The 15,916-nt window shown below is 41.8% G+C and carries 17 protein-coding genes; 2 read left to right on the top strand and 15 right to left on the bottom strand.

The window, feature by feature from the left end:
• The 15 genes from O3646_RS07680 to O3646_RS07610 all read right to left on the bottom strand — a co-directional run bounded on the left by O3646_RS07680 (position 1) and on the right by O3646_RS07610 (position 12,798).
• Positions 1–435 (bottom strand): arginine repressor, encoded by a 435-nt coding sequence (locus tag O3646_RS07680; RefSeq protein WP_003006022.1) that lies wholly within the window; start codon positions 433–435, stop codon positions 1–3.
• Positions 425–1,243 (bottom strand): TlyA family RNA methyltransferase, encoded by an 819-nt coding sequence (locus O3646_RS07675; RefSeq protein WP_195424454.1) that lies wholly within the window; start codon positions 1,241–1,243, stop codon positions 425–427. Before O3646_RS07675 ends, O3646_RS07680 begins: the two co-directional genes overlap by 11 nt.
• Positions 1,236–2,111, bottom strand: coding sequence for a polyprenyl synthetase family protein (locus O3646_RS07670; protein ID WP_349977263.1), 876 nt, complete (start codon positions 2,109–2,111; stop codon positions 1,236–1,238). The genes O3646_RS07675 and O3646_RS07670 overlap by 8 nt, the downstream gene beginning before the upstream one ends.
• A complete protein-coding gene (locus O3646_RS07665) occupies positions 2,108–2,320 on the bottom strand; it encodes an exodeoxyribonuclease VII small subunit (protein WP_003006013.1) in 213 nt (70 codons plus the stop codon). Before O3646_RS07665 ends, O3646_RS07670 begins: the two co-directional genes overlap by 4 nt.
• Complete coding sequence (gene xseA, locus O3646_RS07660; RefSeq protein WP_371610721.1) at positions 2,298–3,638, bottom strand: exodeoxyribonuclease VII large subunit; 1,341 nt, start codon at positions 3,636–3,638, stop codon at positions 2,298–2,300. Before xseA ends, O3646_RS07665 begins: the two co-directional genes overlap by 23 nt.
• A gap of 152 nt (positions 3,639–3,790) precedes the next feature.
• Positions 3,791–3,988 carry a hypothetical protein gene (locus O3646_RS07655; protein WP_049486562.1) on the bottom strand — a complete coding sequence of 66 codons (198 nt, stop codon included), beginning with the start codon at positions 3,986–3,988 and terminating at the stop codon, positions 3,791–3,793.
• Positions 3,989–4,062: 74 nt separating this feature from the next.
• Complete coding sequence (locus tag O3646_RS07650; RefSeq protein ID WP_070845312.1) at positions 4,063–5,517, bottom strand: glycoside hydrolase family 32 protein; 1,455 nt, start codon at positions 5,515–5,517, stop codon at positions 4,063–4,065.
• A 9-nt stretch (positions 5,518–5,526) separates the two neighbouring features.
• Positions 5,527–6,372 carry a carbohydrate ABC transporter permease gene (locus O3646_RS07645; RefSeq protein WP_176745622.1) on the bottom strand — a complete coding sequence of 282 codons (846 nt, stop codon included), beginning with the start codon at positions 6,370–6,372 and terminating at the stop codon, positions 5,527–5,529.
• A gap of 1 nt (position 6,373) precedes the next feature.
• Complete coding sequence (locus O3646_RS07640; RefSeq protein ID WP_014712989.1) at positions 6,374–7,276, bottom strand: carbohydrate ABC transporter permease; 903 nt, start codon at positions 7,274–7,276, stop codon at positions 6,374–6,376.
• A gap of 85 nt (positions 7,277–7,361) precedes the next feature.
• Entirely contained in the window at positions 7,362–8,675 is a 1,314-nt protein-coding gene (locus O3646_RS07635; protein ID WP_041826251.1) for a sugar ABC transporter substrate-binding protein, read from the bottom strand.
• 132 nt (positions 8,676–8,807) lie between these two features.
• On the bottom strand, positions 8,808–9,803 hold the full coding sequence (locus O3646_RS07630; protein ID WP_070845308.1) for a LacI family DNA-binding transcriptional regulator: 996 nt from the start codon (positions 9,801–9,803) through the stop codon (positions 8,808–8,810).
• A 26-nt stretch (positions 9,804–9,829) separates the two neighbouring features.
• The gene (locus O3646_RS07625; protein WP_070845306.1) at positions 9,830–10,708 is read right to left on the bottom strand and encodes an NAD(P)H-hydrate dehydratase; all 879 of its coding nucleotides are present in this window, start codon (positions 10,706–10,708) and stop codon (positions 9,830–9,832) included.
• 52 nt (positions 10,709–10,760) lie between these two features.
• The gene (locus O3646_RS07620; RefSeq protein ID WP_371610720.1) at positions 10,761–11,534 is read right to left on the bottom strand and encodes an HAD-IIB family hydrolase; all 774 of its coding nucleotides are present in this window, start codon (positions 11,532–11,534) and stop codon (positions 10,761–10,763) included.
• 13 nt (positions 11,535–11,547) lie between these two features.
• The gene (locus O3646_RS07615; RefSeq protein ID WP_368385233.1) at positions 11,548–12,402 is read right to left on the bottom strand and encodes a bifunctional methylenetetrahydrofolate dehydrogenase/methenyltetrahydrofolate cyclohydrolase; all 855 of its coding nucleotides are present in this window, start codon (positions 12,400–12,402) and stop codon (positions 11,548–11,550) included.
• A 165-nt stretch (positions 12,403–12,567) separates the two neighbouring features.
• Positions 12,568–12,798 (bottom strand): DUF1797 family protein, encoded by a 231-nt coding sequence (locus tag O3646_RS07610; protein WP_003005989.1) that lies wholly within the window; start codon positions 12,796–12,798, stop codon positions 12,568–12,570.
• Between the two features lie 248 nt (positions 12,799–13,046).
• On the opposite strand from O3646_RS07610, the gene O3646_RS07605 reads away from it, so the two are divergent.
• Entirely contained in the window at positions 13,047–15,305 is a 2,259-nt protein-coding gene (locus tag O3646_RS07605; protein WP_272107294.1) for an ATP-dependent Clp protease ATP-binding subunit, read from the top strand.
• A 110-nt stretch (positions 15,306–15,415) separates the two neighbouring features.
• A complete protein-coding gene (locus O3646_RS07600) occupies positions 15,416–15,865 on the top strand; it encodes an NUDIX hydrolase (protein WP_155168827.1) in 450 nt (149 codons plus the stop codon).
• Positions 15,866–15,916 lie beyond the last annotated feature (51 nt).

Genomic DNA, 15,916 nt, shown 5'->3' with positions numbered 1-15,916 from the left:
TTACCACCCAAAGATTGATTTGAGGATATTCTCTGCTTCTGGAGCTGAATAGGCGATCAGCAAGATCGTATCATCATCTGCAACAATACTAAAGATATGCTCCTTATAAATCTCCCGCAAGCGACGTTTGACTAAAGGAGCCGTCCCTGGAACCATGGTGAAATTGACATATTCTCCCATGCGGCGATGAGACAAGATATTGCTTTCGATCATCCCGATCCCCTGGTGGTGCTTACGTGGCAATTCATAGACATAGGTCATGTCTTTTAGAGGGCGTTTTACGATGCCCAATTCTTTGATATCCCGTGACACTGTAGCTTGGGTTGCTGAGATGCCTTCTTCTTTCAAATGTTCGACGATCTCTTCTTGCGTCCCCACTTCATGATCGCGAATGAAGCGACGAATTTTTTCTAATCTGATATTCTTACTCTTCATGTTTAAATTCCTTGTGTGCCAGCTCCACAACAGCCTCCAGCTGCTCTGTCGTTGGCTTTGTTTTCTCTTCTTTTTTTTCTAGATACATCAAAAATTCGATGTTGCCATGGCCTCCTTGAATAGGGGAATAATCCACTCCCATTACCGCAAAGCCATGTGTCCCTGCAAAAGCAGCGACCTTTTCAAGAACGGCTAAATGAATCTTAGGATCCTTAATAATCCCATTTTTCCCGATCTGTTCGCGTCCTGCCTCAAACTGAGGTTTCACCAGCGCCACGACTTGTCCATTTTCTGCCAAAATCCGGTGAAGGGCTGGCAGAATCAAGTCTAAGGAAATAAAGCTGACATCGATGCTCGCAAAGCTCGGTGTCGCTTCAAAATCATCTGGCTCGGCATAGCGGAAATTGAACTGTTCCATCGAGACCACTCGAGGATCATTGCGCAATTTCCAGGCCAACTGATTGGTCCCGACATCCACCGAAAAGACCTGGCTAGCTCCGTTTTGCAGCATGACATCCGTAAAGCCACCTGTAGAAGCTCCAATATCGATGGCAATCTTGTCCTCTACAGACAAACCAAATTGGTTCAGGGCTTTTTCTAATTTAAGACCGCCCCGGCTGACATATTTGAGCTTTTCACCCTTTAATTTCAACTCGGTTGCTTCATCAATTTTTTCACCCGGTTTATCGAAGCGCTCACCATTGATGACGGCAACGACAAGACCTGCCATCACCCCTCTTTTGGCTTGTTCGCGGGTATCAAATAGGCCTTGTTTATAGGCTAATACATCCACTCTTTCCTTAGCCATCTATTCGTAATCCTTCTATTAATTTCTTGATCGCTCGCGGATCAAAGTCGCAAGCAGTTGTAATCTGATCCAACAAGTCCTCGCAAGCGTCTAATTCACTTGTCAGCAAAGCTTTTGATTCTTCCAATCCCAACAGGGCTGGATAGGTCGATTTTTCAGCTACTAAGTCTTTTTGAGGGGTCTTACCCAAAGCTTCAAAATCAGCGACCAAATCCAAAATGTCATCCCGCACTTGAAAAGCCAGGCCTAATTTTTTCCCGATTTGTTCTAAGAGCTGACCAATGTCCGCTTGCAACTCTAAAATCAAACCTGCTGCGATGAAAGGATAGGCAAGGAGGCGTCCTGTCTTATTAGCATGGATGGTCTGCAACTCTGCTAGCGTGAGCTGTCTGTGTTCCCCTTCCATATCAAGGACTTGGCCAGCTACCATTCCACGACTACCGGAAGCATCTGACAATTCAAGAATCAAAGCGACCTTGACCTCATTAGGAAGGGCACTCGCAGCTATCATTCCAAAGGGATCGAGAAAAAGCGCATCCCCTGCTAAAATCGCCAGGTCTTCTCCGAATTTCTTATGATTGGTCAATTGTCCCCGACGGTAATCGTCATTGTCCATGGCAGGCAGATCATCGTGAATAAGGCTTCCTGTATGGATCATCTCCAAAGCTCCTGCCACTTGAAAGTGAGCCTCCGTCAATTCCAGTCCAAAGGCTTCTAACAATTCTAGAAGAAGCATTGGGCGCAGGCGTTTTCCACCTGCCTGGATCGAATACAGGACCGAGTCCACTAAATGGGGAGCGATGGATTTTTCCTCATAAAAAGAGCGAATTGCTTGCTCTACTCTATTTCGTTTTTCTTCTTGTCTCATGCTAGATCCGCTTCAGTACCATCTGCTTGCATGACCTTGACCAAGGTTTTCTCTGCTTGATCCAAGGTATCTTGCAATTCTTTTGACAACTTCATTCCTTTTTGGAATTCTGTAATCGCTTCTTCAAGAGCCACATCCCCACTCTCCAATTTTTGGACGATGGCTTCCAAATCTGCTAAATTTTCTTCAAATTTCTTTTCTTTCGACATGTTTTACCTCTACTTCTAACTGGCCATCTCTCATGATGAGGGACAGCGGGTCTCCTTCTTTTACTTTCGCAACCGAATCCAAGACCTGACCGTCTTGCTTGACCATGGCATAGCCACGCGCAATAATCCGGCTAGTATCCAGCATCAAGAGGGCTTCTGATAAGCCTTGCACCTTGATCTTTTGCTCTTTAAGGACTTGTTCCATTCGGTTGGTTAAGATTCTCTTATCTTGGAGCAGGCGGTCCTGGTAGCGATCAATACGATGCAAAGGAGACGTGGCTTCTAAGCGATGACGCAGACCTTGCAGCTGATTGGCCCCTTGTCCATAAGCATCGCGCATTCCTTGTTTCAAGCGCAATTGCAACTGGTCAATCTTTTGCAGGTAGCCATCATAGAGTCTTTCAGGCTGTCTAAAAATAACCGATTGACTTAATTTGGCCAAGCGTTCACGATTATAGGCCAAGCGATTGGACATCGCTGTTGCCATGCGATTTTCCTGCTTTTGTAAATGGGACAAGAGATCCAACTTAGTTACTGGAGTGGCCAATTCAGCGGCGGCTGTCGGAGTAGCGGCTCGTCGGTCTGCTACAAAATCGGCTAGAGTCGTATCTGTCTCATGTCCAACACTGGAGATAATAGGAATCCGCGATTCAAAAATGGCTCGCACCACTGCTTCTTCATTAAAGGCCCAGAGATCTTCAATTGAACCACCCCCACGACCGATAATCAAGACATCCAAATCATCCCGTTGGTTGGCTCTTTGAATATTAGCAACCACCTCACTAGATGCTCCTTCACCCTGAACCTTGGTCGGGTAGAGCACAATCTCTACACCAGGGAAGCGTCGGCTCACCGTTGTGATAATATCGCGAATCACGGCCCCACTTTGACTGGTGATGACCCCGATCTTTCTAGGAAATTGTGGCAGAGCTTGCTTCCACCGATCCTGAAAGAGCCCTTCTTCGGTCAACTTTTTCTTGAGTTGCTCAAATTGGATGGCCAAGGCCCCTACCCCATCTGGCTCAGCCTTTTCAATGACGATGGAATAACTCCCACTTGGCTCGTAGAGCTGAATGCGACCGATGACGTTGATCTTCATGCCTTCTTCTAGCTCAAAACCAAAGCTTCGATAAACCCCAGCCCAGACCGTCGCCTGAATAACCGCTTTTTCATCCTTTAATGAAAAATACTGGTGGTTGGGACGTTTTCGGAAATTGGAGACCTGCCCTGTCAGATAAACCCTTTCCAAATAGGGATCCTTATCAAATTTTAATTTCAAATATTTGGTCAAACTTGATACGGATAAATAGTTGGACATAGGAACTCCTTTCTGCAGAATATGATCAAGTTTAATTATACCAAAAATCACCAAAAAAGGTTGGCAGACAAAGCGAAATCATGAATTTCCTTTCTCTACAAGCCTCATTTTATTCAAGACACTTTCTACTGGTCTATTTTAAACCAGCTTCCTTATTTTTCACACTTCTCTAACCGTTCAATAAAGGAGCTAAGACGTGCTTGGGGTTCCCCTTCATTTGGATAGGCATAACTAATATAGAAGACTGTTTTTTCCTCTTCAACCAGCGGAATTTTGACAAGATTTGGATATTCTGGAAAGAGAGTCAGATCCGTCATGAGACCAATTCCCAAATTTTCTTCGATGAACACAAATCCTATTTAGGATACAACAAAAAGACAAGTCATAGAACTTGTCTTTTATTCTTTAGGAGGCTATTGCTTTCCTATTCTTGATAGGTTTTCAAGACCCAATCGACCCCTTCATCTGCCGTGAGGGTATAGACGGGATTCTGACTCGTTTCATAAAAGGTCATGGAGAGAGTTTTACCATCCACGAATACTTCAATTGAGTTGGTATCGCGAATGATCGAAAAATGATGATCTTTTTCAGCATCCAACTGAATCCATCTCGATTGAAATGCTGGATTTTCTTTTCCAGAAATGGGGTGCCCAAATTGGTCTCGACTTAAGCTAAAGCGTTTTTGAGAGGCATCATAAACCAATTGCAAGACACTATCAGGATCAGTTTCATCACCATATCCAAGGATAAAGGAGCGACCCGGTTTGGTATCTAGCTCAAACAAGGTTTGTTTCCCTTTCGCTGGGATCGTGATCTGATTGCCCTTAACAATGGTTTCTGACGCATGCTCTACAAGAAAGTGTTCGTTCACTGACTCAGGTAACTCCTGAACCAATCGTCCGTCTTTCAGAGACAATTTTCTTGGAAGAGTCATACTACCTGCCCACCCATGAGCTAAATCATGACTGGGGATAGACCGGTGCCACATTTGCATCCAGGCAACCATGTATCGTTCGCCATTTGGTCCTTGACAAGTTTGAGGGGCATAGAAATCCAAACCACCATCCATTTCATCATAGGAATCGACATGAAAGCGCCCTGTTTCCCAATTCATGTCACCGATAAAGGCAACCGTCGAATTTAAGTTCCAGTATTTTTCTTGCTGTCTTTCCATTTCAATGGGTGACAGGATCAAGACCCATTTGCCATCTAAAGGGAAGAAATCGGGACACTCCCACATAATCCCTTGCCCTTTTTCACCTTCTAAAAGAACTGATGTAAAGGCCCAATCTACTAGATTACTTGATGCAAATAGGAGAATTTGACCTCTATCATCTGGCGTCTTAGAAGCAACGACAGCGTAATAGCTTCCTTGGTATTCAAATACTTTAGGATCACGAAAATCTGCAATATCTGCGATCCCCTCAATATGTTGAGCATGGATCACTGGATTAGTAGGCAACTTTTCAAAGGTAATGCCATCTGTCGAAACCGCAAGACACTGCGTCTCTTCTCGCTTTTCCTCATCGTCTACATGACCCGTATACAGCAAATAAAGCTTGTCATCTTTCACAATAGCACTACCCGAGAAACAACCATCCTTGTCATAGCTTTCACTTGGTGCTAAAGCTACTGGCAATTCTTCCCAATGGAGGAGATCTTTTGATTTGGCATGCCCCCAATGCATGGGTCCCCAAACACTATCATAGGGATAGAATTGGTAAAACAAATGGTATTCCCCACGGAAATAAACAAAGCCATTTGGATCGTTCATCCAGCCGATTGGAGGGAGCAAATGAAATGCCCCTCTATATTGCTGGTCAACCTTCTCCCTGTTTTCATCGATATACTGATTTGCCTTCCGAATGCTTTCCTTCATACTGATCACCTACTTAATACCTGTACCAGATCCACCTAGACCTTGAATAATATATTTTTGTGCTACGATATATACTAGAATAAGTGGAATTGTAGAAATTGTCAAAACAGCCATTACTTGATTGATATAAACTGGTTGAGTTGTATTAATGGTTGTAATTGCCACCTGCATTGAAAATTTTGACGAATCGGTTAAAACCATCAACGGCCAGATATAATCATTCCAACTAGAAATAAAGGAAAGAACACCTACTGTTGCAACCGCTGGTTTCGACATCGGCAACATAATCTTGAAAAAGATCCGTAAGATACTTGCACCATCTATTTTTGCAGATTCGATAATTTCTTCTGGAATGGCAATAAAGAAGTTTCGGAAAAGATAAATATTAAAGACACTAGCTAATCCAGGGATAATAACCGCTAAACGATTATTAACTAAGCCAAGTGAATTAATAATTGTAAATTGTGGAATCAACACTGTTTCCATCGGAATGATTAACAAGGCCAATAAAAAGCCAAACAGAATTTTTTTACCTGTAAAATTAATTTTTGCAAATGCAAATCCCGCTAAGGCGTTTACTATAATAGACCCAAGTGCAAATGTTCCTGCATAAAAAATACTGTTCCCTAGATATGTTAGAATACTAAAACGGGCAAGAACCTCTTGGTAGGGTTTAAACCAATCAGCTGGATTAAAACTAGGTAAGAACGCTTTCCAACTTGTTAAATTCTTATACACATCTGCTTCTGGCTTCATTGCTGAAACCACCATCCAGATCATAGGAAATAGAAAGAGGCCTGCTAATAGAATTAATAAAACATATTCTAAAATAATAGTCGGTTTTAAACGTTTCATCCTAATCATCCTCCTTCAAAACTCGCCGTTGTACAAGACTAATCATACCAATCAATGTTGTAAATACTAAGGCAATCGAACTTGAGTAACCAACAAGACGGTCAGTGAAACCTTGTTGATAAATGTAATATACCATAGTGATTGTTGAGTTCAATGGACCACCTTGAGTCATGACCATTGGTTGCACAATCAATTTAAATGCTGAAATCAATGTTGTCAAGAGTACAAACAAGGCAGTTGGTTTCAATAAAGGCATCGTGATATATCTAAATTGAGCCCATTTTGAAAATCCATCCAACTCTGCCGCCTCATAAATATCTTGTGGAATATTTTGCATTCCTCCAAGGAATAACAACATTTGATAACCTGCACCCTGCCATGCAGAAACAAATACAATGGCATACATGGCTTGTTTTGGACTTGTCAAGAATGGTTGTGAAGAAATACCAATTTTATTCAGTAGAGCATTGAGCAAACCATTATTTGGATTTAACAAGTATAACCAGAGGATAGAGATAACGACAAGAGACATCACAACAGGAGCAAAAAATGCTACCTTAAAGAACATATTTCCTTTACGTTTCTTATTAACAATTAAGGCCATCCCGAGAGCCGCACCAAGTTGCACTGGAATAATCCAAACTACAAATTTCAAGGTATTCAAGAAGCTTTTTATAAAGATTGGATCTTGTGCTAAGCGCATAAAATTTTGTAGTCCTACAAATTTTCTATCCTCAGGCGTTAATAGGTAATAATCTGTAAAGGCATAATAGATCACCATACCAACAGGTATCACTAAAAAGATGAAAAGTAATATTAAAGCTGGAGCTAAAAAGCTATAGCCCATAATATTTTCTTTAAGGCGTTCTTTCTTTTTTGTTTCGACTTTATTTTTTTCGCTCATTGTTCGTCTCCTAAGATGAAACTATTAAATAAAATAAGGTGGAAGGTACATTCCATAACTTACCTTCCACCTTTTTGAATGTCAACTATTTATTTAAAGATTGGTCGATTGCTGTTTGCATTTCTTTCGCACGAGCATCTAATACTTTTTGTACATCTGGATTATCTTTATAATAGCTGATATCTTGCATTGCTTGTTGGAAAGCGCGTGAAACTTGTGGATAAGCTACTACAACTGGACGAGCATGAGCCGTTTTAGCATTTTGTTCCATCAAGAAACGCATTGGCTCAGATACTTTGTCCTTAATATTTTTAATTGTTGATTTTCTGATTGGAAGAACACTGTTACCTAAGCTTAGAATTTCACTAGATTCAGTATTTGTAGCAAACTTAACAAATTCAGCGGCTGCTTCTTTTTTATCAGATTTTGTTGTAACGGCTAATTGCCAACTACCTGAAGGTGATACCAATTTCTTCGTTTTATCTGAAACTGGATAAGGAAGAATACCAAAATCAATATCTTTGTAATTTGTTTGTAGGTCTGCAATCGTCCAAGAACCGCTCAGAACCATAGGATATTCACCGGTTTCAAAACCTTTTTCAACAGGACTAACTGTCGTATATCCATCCTTCACAAGATCTTGAATAAATTGAACAGCTTCAACACTTTCTTTGCTATTGAAGTAGCCTTCCGCTTTTGTTCCTTTAGAATTCACAACAGATCCACCATTTGACCAAATAAGAGGCATGTAAGCATATGGCAACATCTCATCGTTTGAATTCAAACGGAAATCAATTGCTGGTTTGTTAAAATGATCTTTTAATTTCTTAGCAATGGCATTAAACTCAGACCATGTCCATGGTTTTTCTAGGGTTGGCAAACTAGCTTCATCAATCCCTGCTTCCTTAAACATTTTCTTATTATAGTAAACACCTACATTGGATTCTGAATAACCAAATGCATAAAATTTACCATCATAAGTTCCCTGTTGTTTAATACTGTCCAGTACATCATCCATATTATCGTCTTTTAGATAATCATCCAAAGGAGCAATCACCTTTGATTTTGCATAGGCTGCAGTATTAGGACCATCTAGTGTAATGACATCTGGTAAACTATTTGTCGTAACAGCGGCGTTAACCTTATCTTCATATCCACCACCACTACCGCTACGTGGAATAAATTCTGTCACAACCTTATATTTTGTTTTCTTTGATTTGTTGAAATTATCAACAACTTGTTGCCAAGCTTTTCCCTCAGCTGTTTCATCTGAGAACTGAACCCAGACTTTAATCTCATTTGAAGAACTTGCAGTTTTGGATTTTGATCCCCCACCACATCCTGCAAGCAATCCTAATGATAGTGCTGCAACTACAGATAACTTAATACCTTTACGCATAGCGTCCTCCTTTTTGAAACGTTTCATTTTTTTGGTTATATTTTCAACTCAAGCTAAAATAGTTGAGTTTTTTGAAACGTTTCATTTTATAGCTAAATTATAACAGCGCTTTCATAATTTGTCAAGCACTTTTTATAATTTTTTTGTAGTGTTCCCTTCAAAGAAATGTACGGGTAAACTAATCACATTCTTTTCTATTTTTTCTTTACGAATCAATTTAAGTAATAATTCTACTGCCGCTTGGGCCATCTGAGCTATTTCTTGAACAATGGTCGAAAGTAAGTACGGTTGATCAAAAGCAGGTCTTAACCCATCAAAACCAATAATTTGATAGTCCTCTAGAGGAGTTTTTCCCATCTCCGTCAAAACTTTTATAACACGTAGAGCCATAAAATCATTTACTGTAAAAATCCCATCAATCTGAGGATGAGCTTCAAAAAAGGACTTAATTTGTCTTTCTGCTTGATCTAACGGTTCTGGCATTTCAAGACTACAGAGTTTTGTATTTTGCTGCTTAGCTTCATCTTTAAACCCCCTTCCCCGTTCCGTTGTTTCATTCAAATGTTTGTTCACACCGCTGATATAAGCTAAATTTTGGCAACCTCGTTTGACTAACTCTCGGCAAGCTAGTTGACCACCATGATAATTTTCAGAGGTTACGTAATAGACATTTTCAGAAAAATGACGGTCAATACTAACAAAAGGTAAATTAGAGGAGATATACTTATCGATATCTGAATAGGTGATCCCAATGATCCCATCTACCTTATTTTTTTCAAGTAATTTTATGTACTCTATCTCGTTTTGAGCATCTTTATCTGCATTACAAATCAATAATTTACATTGATTTTTCAACAATTCCTTTTCTACATGATATGCAAACTCAGAAAAGAATGGATGCCAAATGGTTGGAATAAGTAAAGCGATAATATTACTACGATTCGTTTTTAATCCTCTCGCATATTCATCTGGCACATAAGACAATTTTTCAATCGCTTGTTGAACTTTTTTTAATGTCACCTCTTTAATGCCTTTTTCGTTATTGATAACACGAGAGACTGTCCCAACACTAACCCCAGCTTCTGCTGCAACATCTTTCATCGTAATCGATTTTTTTTGCTCATTCATTTTCTCACCTCCTTTCATCCATACTATCATGAAAACGTTTCATTTTCAACATTTTCGTTTGAATTGTCACTCCACTTCTTCATCCATTTGGGGATTTCTTGGCTAATGGTCGTCGGTAGAACCACATAAGCCTCCTTGCTCAAGTCTTCTGCAATGGCTGAATGGAGATAGGTCGCAACCACCACGCGCTCATAGAGACTGACCTGTGGAAATTGACCCGCAAATCCTGCGATCATCCCTGCCAAGGTATCTCCCATACCCCCTGTTGCCTGATAGGGACCACCAACATCTAGCTGATAGCCCTCATCTTGCCCACTTGTCCAAATGCGGGTGTGTGGCCCTTTTTCTACAATGACAGTCCCTTTAGGAAAACTTTGAACCGCTTCTCGACTTCTATCTTCAGTCTGGCTTGTTAGATCAAGCCCTGACAGTTTTTCCCATTCCTTTTGATGAGGGGTAAAGACCAACTGAGCCTCTGGCAGGTCAAACTGAGAAGCTGCAAAAAGACTAATAGCTCCGCCATCTAATATCAAGACCTGCTGGCTAGAGACATGCTCAAAAATCATGTGTAAGATCGCTTGGCTTTCTCTTGCTTCCTTTAAGCCCGGTCCTACGAGAATCACACCGGCTTTTTGGAGCTGCTCACAAAGGAGTTCGTGATCGGCTAGATCAAAGCCCATGGCTTCAGGAAGATGGCTATGAAGGGCTGTCAGATTATCAGGATCTGTTGCGACAGTAACCAGCCCCGCACCACTATGAACCGCAGCAAGGGCTGCCATAATAATAGCTCCTCCATAGGGGTAAGTTCCCCCAATCAAGAGCAGGCGACCAAAATCGCCCTTATAAGAATTCTCCTCTCGCTTCACAATAACACGCTGGATCTCTTCTTTCTGAACTGTTCTCATACCTTCCTCATTTCTAGTGAAAAAGGAGAAGCCACGACTCCCCCTCCATCTTTTATTTTCCTCTGAATTCTGCAAAGACTTGCAAGATCTTAGCAGCCACAGCTTGTGGTTGATTTTGTTTGGCTACCAATTGATCATCCGCATAAGGCTGAAGGGCTGGAAAATCACCAATCTGAACTGCATAAAGAGCTTTTTCAAAGAGCTCGATATCATTTTGATCATTGCCAAAAGCCACGAAATTCTCTCCACAGAGTTCTTCTACGGTTGTCGCTTTATGCGTGTCTGCTGGATTGAGATAGATGCATTTTTCATGCGCATGATAGCGGATATGGACCTTATCTGTCTTTTCGATCCGCTCGATGATCTCATCCACGAGCTCCTCATGGCCACCCATATAGATCACGACCTTAATCGGATCTGTCAGCTCCTCTAATGAACGATACTGGGCTTTCTTGAGGGGATCTACATTAGCAACAAAAGGAATCTTTTCCAAAATCTGTCCGCTATAATCAAAGGTATCATCCACAAAAAATGGTAGATTGTAATGGCGGCAAAAGCCAAGGACTTCCCGATACACATCCTTGTCCAATTGTTCCTCATATACCAATTGCCCCTGGCGATAGGCCAATCCACCATTTAAGCCTATCACGAGTTGCTGACTCAATGGGTCCCCTAAAAGACCCAAGCAGTCCCGGTAAGAACGTGCAGAAGCAAAGGCAACTTCATGGCCAAATTCTTCTGCTCTCAATAAGACCTGTTTGATTTCATCATCGATTGTGACACCATCGAATGACAGGGTTCCATCTAAATCAAATACAAACTTCATCTTGTTCACACTTTCATTTTTTTAACGCACGAACAGCTGCTTCGTAGGTCTGCTCCATCAGCATGGTGACGGTCATAGGCCCAACCCCTCCTGGTACCGGGGTAATATGACTGGCCAAAGGTGCAACAGAGTCAAAATCGACATCCCCACACAATTTGCCATTTTCATCGCGATTCATTCCGACGTCAATGACGACGGCACCTTCTTTCACGAAGTCTGCTGTTACAAATTTCGCACGACCGATCGCAACAACCAAGATATCTGCTCTTCTAGCAATTTTAGGCAAATGATGGGTCCGAGAATGGGTCAAGGTTACCGTCGCATTTTTGGCGAGGAGCAACTGCGCCATTGGTTTTCCAACGATATTGGAACGACCAATCACGACTGCTCGCTTCCCTTCTAGATCAATCCCGTACTCTTTGAACATCTCCATGATGCCAGCGGGAGTTGAAGGCACCATAATCGGATTTCCAGCCCACAAGCGCCCCATATTCAATGGATGAAAGCCATCCACATCTTTTGTCGGAGCAATCGCTAAAAGGACTGCATCCGCATCGATATGCTTAGGCAGTGGCAACTGTACCAAAATCCCATGCCAAAGGGGATCCTGATTGTAGTGTTCGATCACTTCTAATAATTCAGCTTGGCTGATGCTTTCAGGAAGTCGTCTCACTTCACTCCGAAAGCCTGCCGCAATAGCAGAACGCTCTTTATTTCTTACATAGATTTTGCTAGCTGGATTATCTCCTACCACGATGACAACGAGACCAGGCACAACTCCTGTCTCTTCTTTTAATCGTGCTGTTTTCTCCGCAATCTCACCCTGTAATTTTGTAGCGAGCGCCTTCCCATCAATGAGTGTCGTCATGTCAATTCTCTTTCTAGTCAAGTAATGAAAATAGTCCTCTCTATTATAGCAGATTTCAACTCTCAAACCTAACTGTTCCTAATTAGAATTTCTTATAGACGAAAACTATAGCCAGATGGACAAAAAATGAGCTTGAGACCACCCCAAACTCATCCACACAGCTGCTTAGTAAAGCAATTCATAAATTTCCATTGCAATTAAATCAATGCTATCAAATGTATAGGTTTCACGCGCTTCAACATCACGAAGTGTAAAGGTTGAACCTTCTTCTTCATTGTGGTTGTATGCTACTTCAGCGACAACAACACCGTCACGTTCAAAATTACGTTTCAAGTTTCCACCGTCTTTTGTCATCGTCTCCAAACGGTTGATAATCCGTACCAAATGTGATTCCATTTTATTTCTCCTCTTTACTTTCTACTCTCCTATTTTATCATAAAAGAGAAAGCTCTTCCAATAAAAATTCACATTTTTCCGTTGATTTGCTCTCTTCTTCACTCCTTAGCGACATTCCGTAGCAAATTCTTGCAAACTTCTAGAATACTGATATAATGAAACTATAAATCTTTGACTATTTTTGACCTTTTAAAAATAGGCTCGTCTCTTGATGGAAAACCATCAAAAACCTACTGTGAGGTATGTATATGCTTTGTCAAAATTGTAAAATAAATGAATCAACCATCCATTTATATACAAATGTAAATGGACGTCAGCAGCAAGTAGACCTCTGTCAAAATTGCTATAAAATTATGAAAACAGACCCTAATAACAGCTTCTTGAAAGGCATGACCCAACGGAGCCAACTCACTGGAGATCCTTTTGAAGATTTCTTCAATAACCTTGGAAACTTCCAAAGTCCGCAAGAACCTCAAACTCCTCCAACTCAATCCGGAGGCAGTTATGGAGGTGGCGGCTACGGCCAAAACAATAACCGTGGTGGTGGTCAAGACCCTCGTCAAGCACGCCCTCAAAAGCCAAAAGGTCTTTTAGAAGAGTTCGGCATCAATGTCACAGAGATTGCCCGCAAAGGGGATATTGACCCTGTCATTGGCCGTGATGAGGAGATTATCCGTGTCATCGAAATCCTCAACCGTCGAACCAAGAACAATCCGGTTCTGATTGGAGAGCCTGGGGTCGGAAAGACTGCCGTTGTGGAAGGCCTGGCTCAAAAAATCGTTGATGGCGACGTTCCACATAAATTGCAAGGAAAAGAAGTCATCCGCTTAGACGTCGTGAGCCTCGTTCAGGGCACAGGCATTCGTGGTCAATTCGAAGAACGCATGCAAAAATTAATGGATGAAATTCGTCAACGAGAAGATGTTATTCTGTTCATCGACGAAATCCATGAAATTGTTGGTGCAGGATCAGCTGGCGAAGGCAATATGGACGCTGGAAATATCCTCAAACCAGCCTTGGCGCGTGGAGAACTCCAATTAGTCGGTGCTACTACCCTCAATGAATACCGTATCATTGAAAAAGATGCGGCCTTGGAACGTCGGATGCAGCCCGTTAAAGTCGATGAACCAACGGTTGAAGAAACCATCACCATCCTCAAGGGAATCCAGAAAAAATACGAAGACTACCACCACGTCCACTATACAGACGGGGCCATCGAAGCGGCGGCTATTCTGTCAAACCGCTATATCCAAGATCGCTTCCTGCCAGACAAGGCCATTGATTTGTTGGATGAAGCGGGGTCTAAGATGAACCTGACCCTAAACTTTGTGGATCCAAAAGTGATCGACCAGCGCTTGATTGAAGCGGAAAACCTCAAAGCTCAAGCAACCCGCGAAGAAGACTTTGAAAAAGCAGCCTACTTCCGCGACCAAATCGCGAAATACAAGGAAATGCAAGGTCAACATGTCACCGATCAAGAGACCCCTGTCATCAGCGAAAAAACGATTGAACACATCGTTGAACAAAAGACCAATATTCCTGTTGGTGATTTGAAAGAAAAAGAACAATCTCAATTGATCAATCTGGCTTCTGATTTGAAAGCCCATGTGATCGGTCAAGATGATGCAGTAGATAAAATCGCGAAAGCCATTAGACGCAATCGTGTTGGCCTAGGATCACCTAACCGTCCGATCGGAAGCTTCCTCTTTGTCGGACCAACTGGTGTCGGAAAGACCGAATTGTCTAAACAATTGGCGATCGAGCTCTTTGGTTCTGCAGACAATATGATCCGCTTTGATATGAGCGAATACATGGAAAAACATAGCGTAGCGAAACTAGTCGGAGCTCCTCCGGGCTATGTTGGCTACGATGAAGCTGGACAACTAACGGAAAAGGTCCGCCGCAATCCATACTCTCTCGTTTTGCTAGATGAAGTTGAAAAAGCCCATCCAGACGTCATGCACATGTTCCTCCAAGTCTTGGATGATGGCCGTCTGACAGATGGTCAAGGCCGCACCGTCAGCTTTAAAGATACCATTATCATCATGACCTCTAATGCTGGAACCGGCAAAGCTGAGGCCAATGTTGGTTTTGGAGCGGCTCGCGAAGGACGCACCAACTCTGTACTTGGAGAACTCGGTAACTTCTTTAGCCCCGAATTCATGAACCGTTTTGATGGCATCATTGAATTCCAACCTCTATCAAAAGAAAACCTGCTTCAAATCGTTACCCTCATGCTCGATGAAGTCAATCAACGTCTCGCACAAAATGAGATTCATCTGGACGTCACAGAGAAGGTGAAAGAAAAATTGGTCGATCTGGGATACGATCCAAAAATGGGGGCCCGCCCACTCCGTCGTACCATCCAAGACTATATCGAAGATGCTATTACTGATTATTACCTGGAACATCCAAGTGAAAAACAACTCAAAGCCGTCATGACCAGCAATGGGAAAATCTCTATCAAGTCTGCTCACAAACCAGTTGAACAGACTTCAGAATCATAATCAGTAAATGTACATTCAGAGACTGGAAAATCCAGTCTCTTTCTTTTTTTCCTCCAGATTTTTGCTAAAAAATATGATATAATGATGAAAAAATAAGAAAAGAGAAAACCATGACCATTCCAAGTTTTGGTGAAAAGAAACAAGATGTTGCGTATGTGAACCGATACGGTGTCTACGCTGTTATTCCCAATAAGGATCAGGATCAGATCATCCTCGTTCAAGCTCCAAATGGGGCTTGGTTCTTACCTGGCGGGGAAATCGAGGCGGGTGAAGATCACTTGCAAGCTCTGAAACGGGAACTGATCGAAGAATTAGGCTTTACTGCTATTTTAGGGCGATACTATGGCCAAGCAGACGAGTATTTTTATTCTAGCCACCGGGATACCTACTACTACAATCCTGCCTATATTTATGAAGTCGTCGACTACACAGAAACTCAAAAACCACTGGAAGATTTTAACAATCTCTCTTGGTTCCCAGTAGAGGAAGCGATTGAAAAACTGAAACGAGGCAGCCATAAATGGGGCATTGAACAGTGGAAAATTGCCCATAAAAACTAAAGGACTTCTTTCACAAAATAAAAAAAAGTGCTATAATAAATGAAGATAGAG

It is taken from the genome of Streptococcus sp. 27098_8_148, assembly GCF_041432105.1.
Taxonomy (GTDB): Bacteria; Bacillota; Bacilli; order Lactobacillales; family Streptococcaceae; genus Streptococcus; species Streptococcus parasanguinis_AE.
The sequence above is the reverse complement of the archived record's forward strand: the minus strand, read 5'-3'. Positions and strand labels throughout refer to the sequence as shown.

Excerpts from the sequence above, each read along its gene's own strand:
- O3646_RS07680 (WP_003006022.1), bottom strand. The coding sequence starts at position 435 with ATGAAGAGTAAGAATATCAGATTAGAAAAAATTCGTCGCTTCATTCGC.
- O3646_RS07675 (WP_195424454.1), bottom strand. The coding sequence starts at position 1,243 with ATGGCTAAGGAAAGAGTGGATGTATTAGCCTATAAACAAGGCCTATTT.
- O3646_RS07670 (WP_349977263.1), bottom strand. The coding sequence starts at position 2,111 with ATGAGACAAGAAGAAAAACGAAATAGAGTAGAGCAAGCAATTCGCTCT.
- O3646_RS07665 (WP_003006013.1), bottom strand. The coding sequence starts at position 2,320 with ATGTCGAAAGAAAAGAAATTTGAAGAAAATTTAGCAGATTTGGAAGCC.
- xseA (WP_371610721.1), bottom strand. The coding sequence starts at position 3,638 with ATGTCCAACTATTTATCCGTATCAAGTTTGACCAAATATTTGAAATTA.
- O3646_RS07650 (WP_070845312.1), bottom strand. The coding sequence starts at position 5,517 with ATGAAGGAAAGCATTCGGAAGGCAAATCAGTATATCGATGAAAACAGG.
- O3646_RS07645 (WP_176745622.1), bottom strand. The coding sequence starts at position 6,372 with ATGAAACGTTTAAAACCGACTATTATTTTAGAATATGTTTTATTAATT.
- O3646_RS07640 (WP_014712989.1), bottom strand. The coding sequence starts at position 7,276 with ATGAGCGAAAAAAATAAAGTCGAAACAAAAAAGAAAGAACGCCTTAAA.
- O3646_RS07635 (WP_041826251.1), bottom strand. The coding sequence starts at position 8,675 with ATGCGTAAAGGTATTAAGTTATCTGTAGTTGCAGCACTATCATTAGGA.
- O3646_RS07630 (WP_070845308.1), bottom strand. The coding sequence starts at position 9,803 with ATGAATGAGCAAAAAAAATCGATTACGATGAAAGATGTTGCAGCAGAA.
- O3646_RS07625 (WP_070845306.1), bottom strand. The coding sequence starts at position 10,708 with ATGAGAACAGTTCAGAAAGAAGAGATCCAGCGTGTTATTGTGAAGCGA.
- O3646_RS07620 (WP_371610720.1), bottom strand. The coding sequence starts at position 11,534 with ATGAAGTTTGTATTTGATTTAGATGGAACCCTGTCATTCGATGGTGTC.
- O3646_RS07615 (WP_368385233.1), bottom strand. The coding sequence starts at position 12,402 with ATGACGACACTCATTGATGGGAAGGCGCTCGCTACAAAATTACAGGGT.
- O3646_RS07610 (WP_003005989.1), bottom strand. The coding sequence starts at position 12,798 with ATGGAATCACATTTGGTACGGATTATCAACCGTTTGGAGACGATGACA.
- O3646_RS07605 (WP_272107294.1), top strand. The coding sequence starts at position 13,047 with ATGCTTTGTCAAAATTGTAAAATAAATGAATCAACCATCCATTTATAT.
- O3646_RS07600 (WP_155168827.1), top strand. The coding sequence starts at position 15,416 with ATGACCATTCCAAGTTTTGGTGAAAAGAAACAAGATGTTGCGTATGTG.